Below are 15,642 nucleotides of genomic sequence, written 5' to 3' on the forward strand. Positions count from 1 at the left end.
CCTTCAGGGGAGGGGTTGGGGTGGGGCCGTGCTTTTGGCGACCCGCCTGCCGAAAGGCTTCGCCCCCGATGCCTTTCCGGAAGGGGTGGGGCTTCAATGAGCCTCCACCTCCGCCCCGCCACCCACGCCGACCTGCCCGCGATCCTCGCCCTGCTGGCAAAGGAAACCGTGCCGGTCGGCCGCGAAACCGATCCCGCCGACCCGTGCTATGCTGCTGCGTTCGACGCGATCGATCGGGATCCGAACCAGATGCTGGTCGCCGCCGAGTTTGACGGTGCGGTCATCGGCACGCTCCAGCTCAGCTTGATCCCTGGCCTGTCGTTCCGGGGGGCTTGGCGCGGCCAGATCGAGGCGGTGCGGATTGCGGAGCCGCTGCGCGGCCAGGGGCTGGGCGCGGCGATGATCGACTGGGCGGTCGATCAATGTCGCGCGCGCGGCTGCTACATGGTGCAATTGACGTCGAACCTCGCCCGGCCCGACGCGCATCGCTTTTATGAACGGCTCGGCTGGGTGAAGAGCCATGCCGGCTTCAAGCTGCGTCTGCCCGGGGATTGACGATCATGCACGTGTTCATCACCGGCGCTTCGGGTTTCGTGGGTGGGGCGGCCGCGCGCCATCTCGCCGCCGCCGGGCACCGGGTATCCGCCATGTCGCGCTCGGCCGCCTCGGATGCGAAGGTCGTGGCAACCGGGGCGACTCCCGTCCGTTGCGACCTCGAGACGATCGCGCCCGCCCATCTCGCCGGGGTCGATGTGGTGGTCCATGCCGCCGCCTTCGTCGAATCCTGGGGGCCGAAGGACGCGTGGTTCAAGGCGAATGTGCTCGGCACCCAGGCGGTGCTCGACGCCGCAAGGGCGGCGAGCGTCGCGCGCTTCGTCCATATCGGCACCGAGGCCGCGATCGTGCGCGGTCAGGACGTGCACGACGCTGACGAGGACGTGCCGCTCGCCCCCGATTCCCCCTATCCCTATTGCGCGACCAAGGCGCAGGCGGAAGCGCGGGTGCGCGCCGCCAACGCGCCGGGCTTCGCGACGATCGTGCTGCGACCGCGCCTCATCTGGGGGCCGGGCGACACGACGCTGCTGCCGACGTTGACCGAAATGGCGCGGGCGGGCAGCTGGGTGTGGGTGAATGGCGGGCGCGCTGTCACCTCGACTACCCACATCGCCAATCTGGCCCATGCGATCGAGCTTGCGCTGACTCGCGGTACGCCGGGCGCGGCCTATTTCGTGCTCGACGACGGTACGGTGACGATGCGCGAGATGTTCGGCGGGCTGGCGGGGTCGGCGGGGCTGACCCTGCCCGACAAGTCGATTCCGCGCTGGCTTGCCGACCTGCTCGGCGGGGCGAGCGAGGGCGTGTGGCGTGCGTTCGGACTGAGGGGCGAACCGCCGCTCACCCGCCACGCCGCCATGGTGATGTCGCGCGACTGCACGCTCGACGATACGCGTGCGCGGCGCGAGCTCGGCTATATGCCGGTGGTCGACCGCGCCGCCGGCATGGCGGCGTTGCGCGCGGGCTGAACGGGAAAGGAAGAGCGTCTTGGCGGGCAGATATTTCGACGAATGGCGGGTCGGCGACCGGATCGTCCACGACATCCGCCGCACCGTGACGGAGACCGACAACCTCCTGTTCTCGACCATGACGCACAATCCCCAGCCGCTCCACCTGGATGTCGAGGCGGCAAAGGCGAGCGAGTTCGGCCGGATCCTCGTCAACGGCACCTTTACCTTCGCGCTGATGGTCGGGCTGTCGGTCGGCGACACGACGCTCGGCACGCTCGTCGCCAATCTGGGCTATGACAAGCTGGTCATGCCGCACCCGGTGTTCATCGGCGACACGATGCGCGCCGAGACCGAAGTGACCGAGCTGCGCGACAGCCGCTCGCGTCCCGACGCGGGCATCGTCACCTTTACCCATGTCCTGGTGAACCAGCGTGACCAGATCGTCTGCCAATGCCTGCGCACCGCGCTGCTCAAACGCAAGCCGGGCTGAGCGTCATCAACTGCAATCGATTGTTGTCGTCGGCGAGCGAGCAGGATAGGGTAGACGATACGGCGCACGAGCGTGCGGGGCCTTGAGCGGGGCAGGAGCCAGTGTCGATGAACCAAGCCATTGCCAAACCGCGACTTTCGGTGCCCCGGGTGCTCGAGATGAATCTCGGTTTTCTGGGGCTCCAGTTCAGCTTCGGGCTCCAGCAGGGCAATATGGCGCCGATCTACAGCTATCTCGGCGCGGAGGAGGCGTCGCTGCCGCTCCTGCTGCTCGCCGGGCCGGTCACGGGGTTGCTGGTCCAGCCGGTCATCGGCGCGATGAGCGATCGCACCGCATCGAAATGGGGCCGACGCACCCCCTATTTTCTGATCGGCGCGGTGATCTGCTCGCTCGGGCTGTTCTTCATGCCGTTGAGCGCATCCCTGCTGATGGCGGTGTCGCTGCTGTGGATCCTCGATGCCGGCAACAATATCACCATGGAGCCCTATCGCGCCTATGTCTCTGATCGTCTCGATCAGAGTCAACACCAGATCGGTTTCCTGACTCAGGCAGCCTTTACCGGTCTGGCACAAATGCTGGCGTATCTGACGCCGTCGTTGCTGGTATGGGCGGGGATGGATCAGAACTGGGTCGACAGCCACAACATCCCGTACACCGCGCGTGCCGCGTTCATGATCGGATCGGTGCTGGCGCTCGTGACCATCCTGTGGTCGGTTTGGCGCGTCCCCGAACTGCCGCTGACCGAAGCCGAGCGCGCGCGGATCCAGGCGCAGCCGGGCGGAATCGCGGCAACGCTTGCCGAAATCGTCGCCGCGATCCGCGACATGCCGGTCGCGATGCGCAAGCTCGCGATCATGAGCCTGTGCCAATGGTATGCGATGGCGGCCTATTGGTACTATGTCATCTACGCAATCGCGCGGTCGGTCTATGGCACCGCCGACGCGACGTCCGACGGCTTCCGCAGCGCGGTCCTGACCAACGGCGAAGTGGCGGCGTTCTACAATTTCGTCGCCTTCGTCGCCGCCTTTGCGATGGTGCCGCTGTCGCGGCGCTTCGGGGCGGGGGTCATGCACGCGCTTTGCCTGACCGCGGCGGGGGCGGCGATGCTCACCCTGCCGCACATCACGCAGAAGGCGATGCTGTTCCTGCCCGCGATCGGCATCGGGCTCGGCTGGGGCAGCATCATGGGCAACCCCTACATCATCCTGGCGGGATCGATCCCGCCGGAGCGTACCGGCGTTTATATGGGTATCTTCAACATGATGATCGTCATCCCGATGATGCTGTTCTCGCTCACCGTGCCGTTCCTCTACGGTCCGGTGCTGGGCGGCGATCCGCGCAACGTCCTCATGCTCGGCGGGGTGCTGATGCTGGGCGGCGCGTTCGCGGTGCTGTGGGTGCGTGAAGGGCGCGCGGGCTATGTCGCGCCCCTGATGCAGACGGCCTGAGCCGCGCGTCCGTGCCGTCGCCGCTGGAACGCACCATGCCGCCTGTCATCCCGACCACGCCCTGGACCGTCGATCATGTCCGTCGGATCGCGACGCAATCGGGCGCCGACCTGCCCCTGATCGGCGCGGACGATGTGCAGCCGATGATCCCCGGCATGGACCTGTGGGACATGTGGCAGCTCCAGCATAGCGACGGGCGGCTGGTGGTCCGCGACGGACGCAGCCTGTGGTTTTTCCTGGCCGCGCCGCGCATGGCCGATCCGGGGGCGCGCCACGATCATGCCCGCATTCGCGCGCTCAGCCACGGACCCGATGGCTGGCGCGACCTGGGCAACGCGTTGCCCGACGGCTTCTCCCCGGGCAGCCGCGAATGGTCGGGCTTCGCCGTGCTCGACGACGCGGGCGGCATGATCACGCTCTATTTCACCGCCGCCGGTCATCGCGCCGGGGGCCCGCGCTTCGCACAGCGGCTGTTCGAGACGCGTCGCCGGCTCCACGACGATACCGGTGAGGCGATGATCGACAACTGGACCCCGCCGGTGGAAAGCATCCGTCCTGACGGCGTGCATTATGTCGCGGCGGTTCAGGACGAGGCGGAGGCGGGCGGCATCAAGGGCTTTCGCGACCCCGCATGGTTCCGCGATCCCGCTGACAGCCGGGAATATCTGTTGTTCACGGGTTCCGCGTCACCCGACCCGGCGGCGTTCGATGGCGTGATCGGCATTGCGGCGCGCGATGCGGGTGCCTGGCGGCTGCTTCCCCCGATCGTCGATGCCACCGGCGTCAACCGCGAGCTCGAACGTCCGCACATCGTGATGGCGGGGGGGCGCTATTATCTGTTCTGGTCGACCTGGGCGCATCGTTTCGCGCCGGGCGTGCCGGGGCGGACGGGCCTGTATGCAATGGTCGCCGACCGCATGGCCGGACCGTGGCGGCCGGTCAATGGCAGCGGGCTGGTCGCCGCCAACCCGGTGGCCGAGCCCTTTCAGACCTATTGCTGGTGGGTGACCGCCGAACATCGCGTGATCAGCTTCATCGACCTGTGGGGCCTGGCGGGGCGCGATCCCGACGCGCCAGGCGTGGCGCGCGCGCAGTTCGGCGGCACCGCCGCGCCCTGGTTCGCGCTGGCGTTCGACGGCGACCGTGTGACGATCGCCTGAATGCGATCAGGTCGAATCGCGCGGGATCAGCAGCGGCTGCATCTGGACGGCGGCGGTTTCCTGCCCCCCCATCCGCGCGAACAGCGCGCGCACCATCAACTGGGCACCTTCGCGGATATCCTGGCGGATCGTCGACAGCCGCGGCACCGTCTGGCCGGTGATGGGCAGGTCGTCATAGCCGATCAGGCGGACATCGTCGGGCACGCGCACACCATGGTCGGCGAGCACGCGCAACGTCGCCATCGCGATCATGTCGGTCGCGGCGAACAGGCCGTCATAGCCGCCCGTGATGTCGCCCAGGTGCGTCTGAAGGTCGCGTTCCTGGAACTCGACCGCCAGATGGGTGGCGAACAGCGTCGGTTCGGCCAGTCCGGCGGCGGCGGCTGCGTCGCACAATCCCTCGAAGCGCAACCGGAACTCGGGGGCCTCGACGTCGCCCAGAAAGGCCAGCCGCCGCGCCCCGCGGGCGATCAGATGCTGACCCGCGATCCAGCCGCCGTGACGATTGTCGGTGCCGATCGAACAATGCACCTGGCCATCGAGATGCGAGCCCCATGCGACGAGCGGGCGATAGCGTCCGGCGACGCGTTCGATCACGGCAAACTGGTTGGACTGGCCGATCAGGATGACGCCGTCGAGCATCCCCGAATCGACGATGCGGTCGAGCCAGTCGTCGCCGTCCGGGATGACGCGCGAGAGGACCAGGTCATAACCCTTTTCGGTCAGTTCGTCCGCCAGCGCACCGATCATCGTCATGAAGAACGGGTCGGACAGGTGCTGGCGCCGTTCATGGCCAAGCGGGATGACGACGCCGATCATCCGCGTGCTCTGCGTGCGCAGGCGGCGCGCCATCTGGTTGGGACGGAATTCATGCTCGCGTGCCAGTGCCTGGATGCGCTCACGGGTTTCGGGGTTGACCAGCGACTTGTTGGCCAGCGCGCGCGACACGGTTCCGGCGGACACCCCGGCCAGCTTGGCAAGATCGGCGATGTTGCGCACCCGCGTGGTCATGACCCCTTTGACCTGTTTGCGGACGAACGATCAAGGGCCGGTGCGCGATCGTCGCTTGAACGCGTACCGGCGGCGTTGCTAGGCGGACGCGGTGGCCTTTTGGGGCAAGGGGGGATTTGCGCGTGGTGACGACTGCGCCGGTATTGGCCGGCATCGAACTCGGTGGGACCAAGTCGATCGCGCTGATCGGCCAGGGCGACCGGATCATCGACCAAGTGACGGTGCCGACCACGACGCCCGATGCGACGCTGGGTCCGCTCGCCGCCGCGCTCGGCCGCTGGCGCGCGACGCATGCGCCCGCCGCACTGGGCGTGGCGAGCTTCGGGCCGGTGGGCGTGCTGCCGGGTCGTGCGGATTATGGCCGGATGCTGCCCACGCCCAAGCCCGGCTGGGCGGGGGCGGTGATCCTCGACCCGCTGGCGGCGATGGTCGACGGGCCCGCGATGATCCACACCGACGTCACCGGCGCGGCGCTGGCCGAGCAACGCTGGGGCGCGGCGGTCGGGTCGCGCGATGTGGTCTATGTCACGATCGGCACCGGCATCGGAATGGGCATCATTGCCGACGGGCGAGCGGTGACCGGACAAATGCATCCGGAGGCCGGCCATGTCGCCGTCCGTCGCCTGCCGGGCGACGATTTCGCCGGGGTCTGCCCCTTTCACGGCGATTGTCTGGAGGGGCTGGCGAGCGGCCCCGCGATCGTTGCGCGCGCGGGTGGACGGCCGGGCGACGCGATCGCCGACGACGATCCCCTTTGGGTGCCCGTCGCCGACGCGCTGGCGGGCGGTTTCGCGATGCTGATGCAGACTCTGGCACCCGACCGCATCCTGATCGGCGGCGGCGTCGCGGTGAACCGGCCCGCGCTGCTGCCGGCGATCCGCCGGGGCATGCTGGCGAAGCTGGCGGGCTATCTGCCCTTCGTCACGGCGGACACGATCGATGCGCAGGTCCGGCTGGCGGGGCTAGGCGACCGGGCCGGGCCGCTTGGCGCGCTCGCCCTGGCGCAAATCGCGCTGGATGAACGCGCACCTGGTTAGACAGGTCATGCGATTGCGGCTGGCGCGGCGCGGCGTCGCCGTGCCACAATGCGGGAAAATCGCCCGGGGATCGCGCCGGGCCATGAAGCTGGAGCAGATGCCATGGCCGCAGCCTATATCGTCGACGCCGCGCGCACCGCCGGCGGCAAACGCAACGGACGCCTGTCGGGCATCCATGCCAATGACCTGGGCGGGCTGATCCTGACCGCCGTCGCCGAACGCAGCGGGATCGACCCCGCCGCGATCGAGGACGTCATCATGGGCTGTGTCGGCCAGGCGGGCGAGCAGGCGCTGCACATCGGCCGCAATGCGGTGCTGGCATCGTCGCTGCCGCAATCGGTGCCGGCGGTGTCGATCGACCGTCAGTGCGGATCGTCGCAGCAAGCGATCCAGTTCGCGGCGCAGGCGGTGATGTCGGGCACCCAGGACGTGGTGATCGCCGCGGGCGTCGAGAGCATGAGCCGCGTGCCGATGGGCTCGACCGCGCTGCGCGAAACCGGGGCCAAGCCCTTTTCGCAGAAGGTGCTCGATCGTTTCAATGTACGCGGGTTCAGCCAGTTCACCGGCGCGGAGATGATCGCGCGGAAATACGGCTTCGACCGCGAACTGCTCGACGCCTATTCGCTGGAGAGCCATCGCCGCGCCGCCGCAGCCACCGAGTCGGGCGCATTCGCGGGCGAGATCGTCGCGGTGGAGGTGGAGACGCCCGAGGGGCCGGTGATGCACGACCGCGACGAGGGCATCCGTGCGGACGCGAGCCTGGAGGGGCTGGCGAGCCTCAAGACCCTGGCCGAGGGCGGCGTGATTACCGCCGGCAACGCCAGCCAGATCTGCGACGGATCATCGGCGGTGCTGGTCGTGTCCGAACAGGCGCTGAAGGATCATGGCCTGACCCCGCTGGCGCGCATCGTCAACCTGACGGTGACGGCGGGCGACCCGGTGGTGATGCTGGAGGAGCCGCTGTTCGCGACCGACCGGGCGCTGAAGCGCGCGGGCATGACGATCGACGAGATCGACCTGTATGAAGTCAACGAAGCGTTCGCGCCGGTGCCGCTGGCCTGGCTGCGCCATGTCGGCGCGGACCCCGAACGGCTGAACGTCAATGGCGGCGCGATCGCGCTCGGCCACCCGCTGGGCGCAAGCGGGACCAAGCTGATGGCGACGTTGGTCCACGCGCTGCACGCGCGGGGCAAGCGGTACGGGCTGCAGACGATGTGCGAGGGCGGCGGCGTCGCCAATGTGACGATCATCGAGTCGCTGTAGGCCGCGATGCCGGGGGCGCTGGACGGCATCCGCATCATCGAGTTCGCCGGCATCGGGCCGGGCCCGTTCTGCGGCATGATGCTCGCCGATCACGGCGCGGAGGTGATCCGGATCGACCGGCCGGGCGCGCGGCTCGACCCGGTCGATGCGCTGTCGCGCTCGCGCCGCTCGATCTGCCTCGACATCAAGTCGCCGGCGGGGCGCGACATCGCCCGCGCGCTGTGCGGGACCGCCGACGGGCTGATCGAGGGGTTCCGGCCGGGTGTGATGGAGCGGCTGGGGCTGGGACCGGACGCACTGACTGGCGACAATCCTCGGCTGGTCTATGGCCGCATGACCGGATGGGGTCAGGACGGACCGCTGGCGCAGGCCGCCGGGCACGACATCAATTACATCGCGCTGTCGGGCGTGCTGCACACGGTCGGGCCGGCGGGGGGCAAGCCGGTGCCGCCGGTCAATTATGTCGGCGATTTCGGCGGCGGCGCGATGATGCTGGCGTTCGGCATGGTCAGCGCGCTGCTGGCGGTGCGGATGGGCCGGCCGGGGCAGGTGGTCGACGCCGCAATGTCCGACGGGTCGGCGCTGATCGCCGCGATGACCTATGCCTTTCACGCCAGCGGGCGGTGGCGCGACGAACGCGGCGTCAATGTGCTCGACGGCGGTGCGCATTTCTATGACACGTTTGCGTGCGCCGATGGCAGATATGTCGCGATCGGGTCGATCGAAGCGCCTTTTTACCGCCAGCTGCGCGAGGCATTGGGCATCGCCGACGATCCCGCCTTCGACGTCCAGCTCAATCCCGCGACCTGGCCCGAGCTGAAGGCGCGGATCGCCGACATCTTCCGCAGCCGCAGCCGCGACGAATGGTGCGCGGTGATGGAGGGGACCGACATCTGCTTCGCCCCCGTCCTGTCGCTCACCGAGGCGCCGGCGCATCCCCACAATGTCGCGCGCGGCACCTTTGCGACCGTTAACGGCGCGATCCAGCCCGCGCCGCACCCGCGCTTTGCCGTGACCCCCGCCCCGCCCCCGCGCGGGGCCGGCCCGGCAGGCGCGGACAGCGACGCGATCCTGGGCGAGCTGGGCCATGACGCCGCGGCGATCGCGCGGCTGCGCGCGGCGGGCGTGGTGGGTTGAGCGAGCGCGTCCACCTGCCCAAGGCCTCGGAGCTCGTCGCCGAGCGGGTGCGGCGGCGCATCCTGTCGGGCGAGCTGAAGGACGGCGACACGCTGCCGCCCGAGGCGCAGCTGGTTGCGACATTGGGCGTCTCGCGCCCCACATTGCGCGAGGCGCTGCGGGTGCTGGAGGGCGAGGGGTTCCTGCGCATCATGCGGGGGTCGCGCAGCGGCGCGCTGATCCGCCGGCCGGGCAGCGCGGGGGTGGCGCGTCAGGCGGGCTATGCGCTGCAGGCGGCCGGTGCGACGATCGGCGACGCCTATGCCGCGCGGCTGGCGATCGAGCCGTTCCTGGTCCGCGCCATCGCCCAGCAGCGTGCGTCCGCTGCGATCGAGCGGCTGCGCGGCGAATATCGCCGGCTCGTCCGGCTCATTGACGGCGGGCATTATGGCGACTTCATCGCCGGGCTCGACCGGTTCCACCGCGCGATCGCAGAGGTCAGCGGCCAGCGCACATTGTTGCTGATGACCGACATCCTGCAGCGGCAATATCGCGCCTATCAGCGCGAATGGCTGGCCACCCACCGCCTCGGCGACGAGGAGCGCCAGCGTTACGTCCGGTCGGGTCTGAAATCGGTGCTGCGGCTGATCGAGCTGGTCGAGGCGGGCAATGCGGACGGGGCGGAAGCCCATTGGCGGCTGCACCTGACCAATGCCAACCGCGCCTGGCTGGGCCGCGAGGGTGCCGCGCGACCGTTGAGCCCCGACGCGATGGCTTGACGATGTCCGGCCCCGGCCGCATGCTTGTCCTGTCGCGCCCGAACCGGCCGGCGATGGAGATTTGATGACCGCCTGACGTTCGGCTCCCCGTGGCGGGAGCTTTCCGACCCACCGCCCCGGCGTCAGCCGGCTGACGCGGTGCGTCCTGCGGACATGCCCGCCGATGCGCGGGCGATCAGAAGGAAATCCGAGTTGACCGAGAACATCAATGTGCGCGCCATGGCGCGTGCCGACCTGCATGCGATCGCACGCGTGCTGGACGAAACCGGGCTGTTCCCCGCCGAAATGCTGGCGGAGATGGCCGAACCCTGGCTCGCGGGTCGGGCGCCGCATCACTGGCTGGTCGCCGAACGGGAGAGGGAGGTGATCGGCTTCGGCTATTGCGAGCCCGAGCGGATGACCATCGGCACCTTCAACCTGCTGGCGATCGCGGTGCGCCCCGAGCTGCAGGGGCAGGGCGTCGGCACCGCGATCATCGCGGCGCTCGAGTCCCGGCTCGGCCAGTCGGGCGGGCGCGTCCTGATCGTCGAAACCTCGTCGCTGCCCGATTATGCGGCGACGCGTGCCTTCTACGACGGGCTGGGCTTTGCCCGCGAGGCGCGGATCCGCGACTTCTATGACACGGGCGAGGACAAGATCCTGTTCTGGAAGCAGATCGGCTAGCCGCGCGCCGACAGGGGGGTGGTCGCGCCTGACCGGCGCGACCACCCCTTTCCCCGTGGATCGCCGGACATACGTATTCAGCCGCGAATGCTTGCCACGCGGCCGCCCGCCGCCGACGATGCCCCAAAATCAGTGCGCGTCGACGCGCGGGAGGAAGTGATGTCGCGGCGCATGATCCTGGCCTTGATCGCGATACTCCTGCCGTTTGCTTCAGCGGCGACGCCGGTCGCGATCCCGGCGGCGGTCCCCGTCGAGGCACCCGCCCGCCCCGTCGAGGCGCGTGCGCACTGGCTGACCGCGGACCTCATCGCCTGGCGCCCCGTCGCCGGTGCCCGGCCCGTGATCGAGGTCGATGGGGCGGCACCGATCCCGCTGATCGCGGCGGGCACGCTGAGCGGCGACCTGGCGACCGCCTATCCGCATCTGCGCGGCCTGCCGCTCTGGCGGATCGCGGGCGTGGACCCCGCGCGCGTGCGCGGCTGGCTCAAGGGCCCGGTGGCGATGGTGGCGCGCGATGCGGCCGGACGCGTCGTCGATCGAACCGGGGTCCAGACCGGCGGGGTGATCGACGCGCTGTTCGCGACCGACGCGCCGCTCGGCGTCGGGTTCGCCGATGGTCGCCCGACGCTCGCCTTGTGGGCACCGACCGCGCGTGCGGTGCGCCTGCATCTGTTCGACGGGCCGAGCGGTGCCGCGCACAACGTGCTGGCGATGACCGGGGATGCCGCGACGGGTGTCTGGCACATCACCGGCGAACGCGACTGGAACCGCCGCTATTATCTCTACGAGGTCGAGGTGTTCGTGCCGGCGACGGGCAGGGTCGAGACCAATCTGGTCACCGATCCCTATTCGCTGTCGCTCGCCGCCGACAGCGCGCGCAGCCAGATCGTCGATCTGGCCGATGCCGACACCAAGCCCGCCGGCTGGGACCGCATCGCCCGCGTGCTGCCCGAGGCGCCCGAGGACCGCGTCTTCTACGAGCTGCATGTCCGCGATTTCTCGATCGCGGACCGCAGCGTGGCCGCGGCGCACCGCGGGGGCTATCTGGGCTTTGCCGATCCGCGCAGCGCCGGCATGCGACGGCTGCGCGCGCTCGCCCGGTCGGGGTTGAGCGACGTGCACCTGCTGCCGACCTATGACTGCGCCACGATCGCGGAGCGCGCGCGCGACCGGCGCGAGCCCGGCGACCTGAGCGACCTGCCGCCCGACAGCGACCGCCAGCAGGCGGCGGTCGAGGCGGCGCATGCGAAGGACGGGTTTAACTGGTGCTATGACCCGTGGCATTATCTGGTGCCCGAGGGCAGCTATGCGACCGATCCCGACGGCATCGCGCGCATCCGCGAGTTTCGCCGGATGGTCGCCGCGCTTGCCGATGCCGGGCTCGGCACCGTCCTCGACGTCGTGTTCAACCACACCACCGCGTCGGGCCAGCATCCGCGATCGGTGCTCGATCGCATCGTGCCGGGCTATTATCACCGTCTGGATGACAAGGGCGCGGTGACCACCAGCACCTGCTGCGCCAACACCGCCAGCGAACGGCGGATGATGGAGCGGCTGATGATCGATGCGATGGTCGTTTGGGCGCGCGACTACAAGGTCGCGGGTTTCCGCTTCGACCTGATGGGGCATCATGGCCGCGACACGATCCTGCGCGCGCGCGATCGCCTGGCGCGGCTCACGCTGGCGAAGGACGGCGTCGATGGCGCGCGCCTCTATATTTACGGGGAGGGCTGGAATTTCGGCGAGGTCGCCGACGACGCGCGCTTCGTTCAGGCGACCCAGCGGCACATGGGGGCCGGCACCGGCGTCGGCACGTTCAACGACCGGCTGCGCGATGCGCTGCGCGGCGGCGGCCCCGCGGACCACGGCGCGACGCTCGTCCGCACCCAGGGCTTCGCGAGCGGGCTGTTCACCGCCCCCAACGCGGCGCGGCCGGCGGACGATGCCGCGCGCGTCGCCGCACTCGCCGCCGCGGATCAGGTGCGCGCGGGGCTTGCCGCCAGCCTGTCCGACTATCGGCTGGTCCTGGCGGATGGCACGACGCGCGCCGCGCGCGAGCTCGACTATCACGGCGCGCCCTTCGGCTATGTCTCCGACCCTCAGGAAACGATCAACTATGCCGAGGCGCACGACAACCACACGCTGTTCGATTCGAACGCCTATAAATTGCCGCCCGGCATCACCGCCGCGGAACGGGTGCGGTGGCAGAACATTGCGACATCGGTCATCCTGCTCGCGCAGGGGGTGCCGTTCATCCATGCCGGCCAGGAGCGGCTGCGCTCGAAGTCGCTGGATCGCAACTCGTTCGATTCAGGCGACTGGTTCAATCTGCTCGACGCGGATGCGCGCGACAATGGCTGGGCGCGCGGACTTCCCCCGCGGGTCGAAAATGGCGAGGACTGGCCGATCGCCGGCCCGCTGCTCGCCGACCCGCGCCTGCGGGTCGACGCGGGCGACATCGCGCGGGCGCAGGCGCACCTGCACGAGCTGTTGAAAATCCGGCGCGCCTCGCCCTTGTTGCGGCTGCGCACCGGCGCGCAGGTACGCGCGCAGGTCCATTTCGAGGGCGCGGGCGTCGAACGTCAGCCCGGCCTGATCGTCATGGCGCTGGGCGATTCCGCGCGGCCCGACATGGTCGTCACGATCAATGCGAGCCGCGAGGCGCGGTCCGTGCCCGCGCCCGCCGGGGCACGCTACACGCTGCATCGCGTGCAGCGCGCGTCGGACGATGCGGTGCTGCGTTCGGCCACGTGGCGGACCGGCCGCTTCGAGGTGCCCGCGCTGACGACCGCCATATGGGTTGCCCGGCCGGCACGCAGTGGCCGGATCGCCGTCCGCTAATCGTCGCGCGCGGGATAGCGATCGCGATCGAGCCGGTCGCATTCCGCATCATCGGGGTCCTTGCGGCACCGCTTGGCGAGCTTGCGCATCTCGCGGCCGTAATTGCGGTCGGCCTCGTCCTGGCTGGTCGTCGACCAGTCGACGACCTGTGCGCCCGCCTTGACGGGCAGGGTGACGATGTCGACCGCAGTCTTGGCAATGCAGCCAGGGGTTGCCAGGGCGGCAAGCACCGCCAGACCGGTACGCACGCGCATGATCCCTCGCGCTCCTTACTCGGGCGAGCGGCCCCGTGCCGCATCCCGCGCCCGAACGGCAGCATAGGGGAAGTCGGAGAAAACGCCATCCACGCCGAGGTCGAGGAAGCGGGCGATTTCGGCGGAGAGGTCGCCGTGCGCGGCGGGATCGTCGCCGCGCCTCAGGCTGGCGGGCAGAAAGAAGTTTTCGGCGCGAAAGGTCCAGGGATGGACACCAAGCCCGGCGGCATGGGCATCGCGCACCAGCGTCGTCACGGGGCCGTCGCCTGGCTGCACCAGCCCCTTGGCTGGTCCGATACCCCAGGCATAGGCCGCGATCCGTCGCAGCGCGTCCGGCGTCGTCATCGCGGCATAGCTCGGATAGCTGCCGTCGGCGGGCGCTCCCTGGTCGGCGATCAGCTGGATCAGCCGGACCCCGGTCATGCCCTTCAGCCGCTTCAGGTTTTCGACCTCGAACGACTGGATGAACACCGGCGCGTCGGCATCGTCCCAGCCTGCCGCGTTCAGCTGCGCGACCAGCGCCGGTTCGATCGGCAGGCCGATCGACGCGAAGTATCCCGGATGCTTGGTTTCGGGATAGATGCCGATCCGCCGCCCGGTCTTTGCCGTGTGCTGCTGGGCGAGCGCGATCACTTCGGCCAGCGTCGGCACCTCGAACCGGCCGTCATGGCGGACATTGTCGGGACGCAGCCGGGGCAGGCGCTCGCGTGCGCGCAGCGTCTTCAGCTCGGCGAGCGTGAAATCCTCGGTGAACCATCCGGTCATCGTCTCGCCGTCGATCGTCCGGGTCGTCCTGCGATCGGCGAACTCGGGATGCGCGGCGACGTCGGTCGTATCGGTGATGTTGTTCTCATGCCGCGCGACCAGCACGCCGTCCTTGGTCGGCACCAGATCGGGTTCGATGAAATCCGCACCCTGTTCGATCGCGAGCGTATAGGCGGCGATCGTGTGTTCGGGCCGTTCGCCGCTGGCGCCGCGATGGGCGATGACGATCGGGGGGTGGAGCGGGGCGTCGCGCATCGGCACCTCCTGCACCCCCGCCAGCGATAGCGCCACGATGATCTGCAACATTTTGCACTCTCCCTGCCTCGAACTGCGCTAGGCGCCCGATGTTACAGTCTCGTGCCAGGCGCACACTATCGGGGGAATGATGCCGATCATGCCGCGCACCGTGCGAGTGGTTGCCCGACGCGGCCGGTTGCGATGAACGCGACGACACTCGCGATCGCGCTCGGACTGTTTTCGGCGATCACGCTGGCGACGGCCAATCTGGCGGTCAAGCTGGGCAGCGACATCCTGGTCGGGCGCGCGGTGCTGTCGACCAGCTCGGCGTTGATGGTCGCGCCCTTCGCGCTGGTCGTGCCATGGCCCGACGCAGCGACGCTGGCTGCGCTCGGCTGGGCGATACCCGTGCATTTCGCTTATCAGGTCTGCCTGATCCGCGCGCTCGAGCGGGGTGACTTCTCGCTTGTCTTTCCGATCATGCGGGGCACTGCGCCGCTGCTGACCGCGCTCGCCGCCGCGGTGATTCTGGGCGAACGGCTGAGCGCGATCGGCTGGCTGGGGCTCGCGATCGCGACGGTCGCGGTGATCGCCTTCGCCTGGCCGCGACAGGGTGGCGGCTGGCGGTCGCATCCCGACGCCGCGGCGCTCGGCTGGGCTGGCGCGACGGCGATCGGGGTCGCGCTCTACAGCGTGGCGGACGCACGCGGCGTGCGCATCGCGCCGACGCCGGTCACCTATATCGTCTGGCTGTTCATGGTCGACTGGGTGCTGGTGACGATCACCGCGCTGGCGGTGCGGCGCGGACAAGTAATGGCAGTTGTAGCGGCGCGCTGGCGCTATGGCCTCGCGGCAGGCGCACTGTCGGTCCTGTCGTTCGGGTCGGCGCTCTACGCCTTTTCGCTGATCGAAACCGCCAAGGTCGCGGCGCTGCGCGAAACCGCGGTGGTATGGGCGGCCGTGTTCGGCGCGCGCCTGTTGCGCGAGGGTTCGGGCGCACGGCGGATCGCGGCCGCGGTCATGCTGGTGGCCGGCCTGATCCTGCTGCAGTTCGCGGGTTGAGCCGAGCCGGG

The 15,642-nt window shown here is 69.5% G+C and carries 15 protein-coding genes; 12 read left to right on the forward strand and 3 right to left on the reverse strand.

Features of this window, described 5'->3' with window-relative positions; all coding sequences use genetic code 11:
• Window positions 1-96: 96 nt before the first annotated feature.
• From AX676_RS13025 to AX676_RS13045, 5 genes are all read left to right on the forward strand, one after another.
• The gene (locus AX676_RS13025; protein WP_066481384.1) at window positions 97-555 is read left to right on the forward strand and encodes a GNAT family N-acetyltransferase; all 459 of its coding nucleotides are present in this window, start codon (window positions 97-99) and stop codon (window positions 553-555) included.
• A gap of 5 nt (window positions 556-560) precedes the next feature.
• Complete coding sequence (locus AX676_RS13030; RefSeq protein WP_066481386.1) at window positions 561-1,523, forward strand: NAD-dependent epimerase/dehydratase family protein; 963 nt, start codon at window positions 561-563, stop codon at window positions 1,521-1,523.
• Window positions 1,524-1,542: 19 nt separating this feature from the next.
• A complete protein-coding gene (locus tag AX676_RS13035) occupies window positions 1,543-1,995 on the forward strand; it encodes a MaoC family dehydratase (RefSeq protein ID WP_066481388.1) in 453 nt (150 codons plus the stop codon).
• Window positions 1,996-2,102: 107 nt separating this feature from the next.
• Window positions 2,103-3,443 (forward strand): MFS transporter, encoded by a 1,341-nt coding sequence (locus AX676_RS13040; RefSeq protein WP_066481393.1) that lies wholly within the window; start codon window positions 2,103-2,105, stop codon window positions 3,441-3,443.
• A gap of 35 nt (window positions 3,444-3,478) precedes the next feature.
• A complete protein-coding gene (locus AX676_RS13045) occupies window positions 3,479-4,603 on the forward strand; it encodes a glycoside hydrolase family 68 protein (RefSeq protein WP_066481669.1) in 1,125 nt (374 codons plus the stop codon).
• A 6-nt stretch (window positions 4,604-4,609) separates the two neighbouring features.
• Here AX676_RS13045 and AX676_RS13050 read toward each other — a convergent pair whose 3' ends face one another.
• A complete protein-coding gene (locus AX676_RS13050) occupies window positions 4,610-5,614 on the reverse strand; it encodes a LacI family DNA-binding transcriptional regulator (protein ID WP_066481395.1) in 1,005 nt (334 codons plus the stop codon).
• Window positions 5,615-5,736: 122 nt separating this feature from the next.
• Here AX676_RS13050 and AX676_RS13055 point away from each other — a divergent pair, with 122 nt between their 5' ends.
• From AX676_RS13055 to pulA, 6 genes are all read left to right on the forward strand, one after another.
• Window positions 5,737-6,651, forward strand: coding sequence for an ROK family protein (locus AX676_RS13055; protein WP_331709247.1), 915 nt, complete (start codon window positions 5,737-5,739; stop codon window positions 6,649-6,651).
• A gap of 102 nt (window positions 6,652-6,753) precedes the next feature.
• A complete protein-coding gene (locus tag AX676_RS13060; RefSeq protein WP_066481396.1) occupies window positions 6,754-7,914 on the forward strand; it encodes an acetyl-CoA C-acetyltransferase in 1,161 nt (386 codons plus the stop codon).
• A 6-nt stretch (window positions 7,915-7,920) separates the two neighbouring features.
• Window positions 7,921-9,051 (forward strand): CaiB/BaiF CoA transferase family protein, encoded by a 1,131-nt coding sequence (locus tag AX676_RS13065; protein ID WP_066481397.1) that lies wholly within the window; start codon window positions 7,921-7,923, stop codon window positions 9,049-9,051.
• The gene (locus AX676_RS13070; protein WP_066481398.1) at window positions 9,048-9,809 is read left to right on the forward strand and encodes a FadR/GntR family transcriptional regulator; all 762 of its coding nucleotides are present in this window, start codon (window positions 9,048-9,050) and stop codon (window positions 9,807-9,809) included. The genes AX676_RS13065 and AX676_RS13070 overlap by 4 nt, the downstream gene beginning before the upstream one ends.
• 192 nt (window positions 9,810-10,001) lie before the next feature.
• Window positions 10,002-10,472: a GNAT family N-acetyltransferase gene (locus AX676_RS13075; protein ID WP_066481405.1), complete on the forward strand. Its 471-nt coding sequence runs from the start codon at window positions 10,002-10,004 to the stop codon at window positions 10,470-10,472.
• A gap of 159 nt (window positions 10,473-10,631) precedes the next feature.
• Complete coding sequence (gene pulA / locus AX676_RS13080; RefSeq protein WP_082731408.1) at window positions 10,632-13,313, forward strand: pullulanase-type alpha-1,6-glucosidase; 2,682 nt, start codon at window positions 10,632-10,634, stop codon at window positions 13,311-13,313.
• Here the strand turns inward: pulA and AX676_RS13085 are convergent.
• Together AX676_RS13085 and AX676_RS13090 are read right to left on the reverse strand one after the other, a co-directional pair.
• Window positions 13,310-13,567 (reverse strand): hypothetical protein, encoded by a 258-nt coding sequence (locus AX676_RS13085; RefSeq protein ID WP_066481411.1) that lies wholly within the window; start codon window positions 13,565-13,567, stop codon window positions 13,310-13,312. The genes pulA and AX676_RS13085 overlap by 4 nt on opposite strands.
• A gap of 15 nt (window positions 13,568-13,582) precedes the next feature.
• Entirely contained in the window at window positions 13,583-14,638 is a 1,056-nt protein-coding gene (locus tag AX676_RS13090; protein ID WP_082730915.1) for a glycerophosphodiester phosphodiesterase, read from the reverse strand.
• A 132-nt stretch (window positions 14,639-14,770) separates the two neighbouring features.
• On the opposite strand from AX676_RS13090, the gene AX676_RS13095 reads away from it, so the two are divergent.
• A complete protein-coding gene (locus tag AX676_RS13095; protein ID WP_066481414.1) occupies window positions 14,771-15,631 on the forward strand; it encodes a DMT family transporter in 861 nt (286 codons plus the stop codon).
• Window positions 15,632-15,642 lie beyond the last annotated feature (11 nt).

The sequence above is a fragment of the Sphingomonas sp. CCH21-G11 genome (assembly GCF_001555965.1).
Taxonomy (GTDB): Bacteria; Pseudomonadota; Alphaproteobacteria; order Sphingomonadales; family Sphingomonadaceae; genus Sphingomonas.

Coding starts and splice junctions, on each gene's coding strand:
- AX676_RS13040 (WP_066481393.1), top strand. CDS start 2,103: ATGAACCAAGCCATTGCCAAACCGCGACTTTCGGTGCCCCGGGTGCTC.
- AX676_RS13045 (WP_066481669.1), top strand. CDS start 3,479: ATGCCGCCTGTCATCCCGACCACGCCCTGGACCGTCGATCATGTCCGT.
- AX676_RS13065 (WP_066481397.1), top strand. CDS start 7,921: ATGCCGGGGGCGCTGGACGGCATCCGCATCATCGAGTTCGCCGGCATC.
- AX676_RS13030 (WP_066481386.1), top strand. CDS start 561: ATGCACGTGTTCATCACCGGCGCTTCGGGTTTCGTGGGTGGGGCGGCC.
- AX676_RS13085 (WP_066481411.1), bottom strand. CDS start 13,567: ATGCGCGTGCGTACCGGTCTGGCGGTGCTTGCCGCCCTGGCAACCCCT.
- pulA (WP_082731408.1), top strand. CDS start 10,632: ATGTCGCGGCGCATGATCCTGGCCTTGATCGCGATACTCCTGCCGTTT.
- AX676_RS13060 (WP_066481396.1), top strand. CDS start 6,754: ATGGCCGCAGCCTATATCGTCGACGCCGCGCGCACCGCCGGCGGCAAA.
- AX676_RS13090 (WP_082730915.1), bottom strand. CDS start 14,638: ATGTTGCAGATCATCGTGGCGCTATCGCTGGCGGGGGTGCAGGAGGTG.
- AX676_RS13095 (WP_066481414.1), top strand. CDS start 14,771: ATGAACGCGACGACACTCGCGATCGCGCTCGGACTGTTTTCGGCGATC.
- AX676_RS13050 (WP_066481395.1), bottom strand. CDS start 5,614: ATGACCACGCGGGTGCGCAACATCGCCGATCTTGCCAAGCTGGCCGGG.
- AX676_RS13025 (WP_066481384.1), top strand. CDS start 97: ATGAGCCTCCACCTCCGCCCCGCCACCCACGCCGACCTGCCCGCGATC.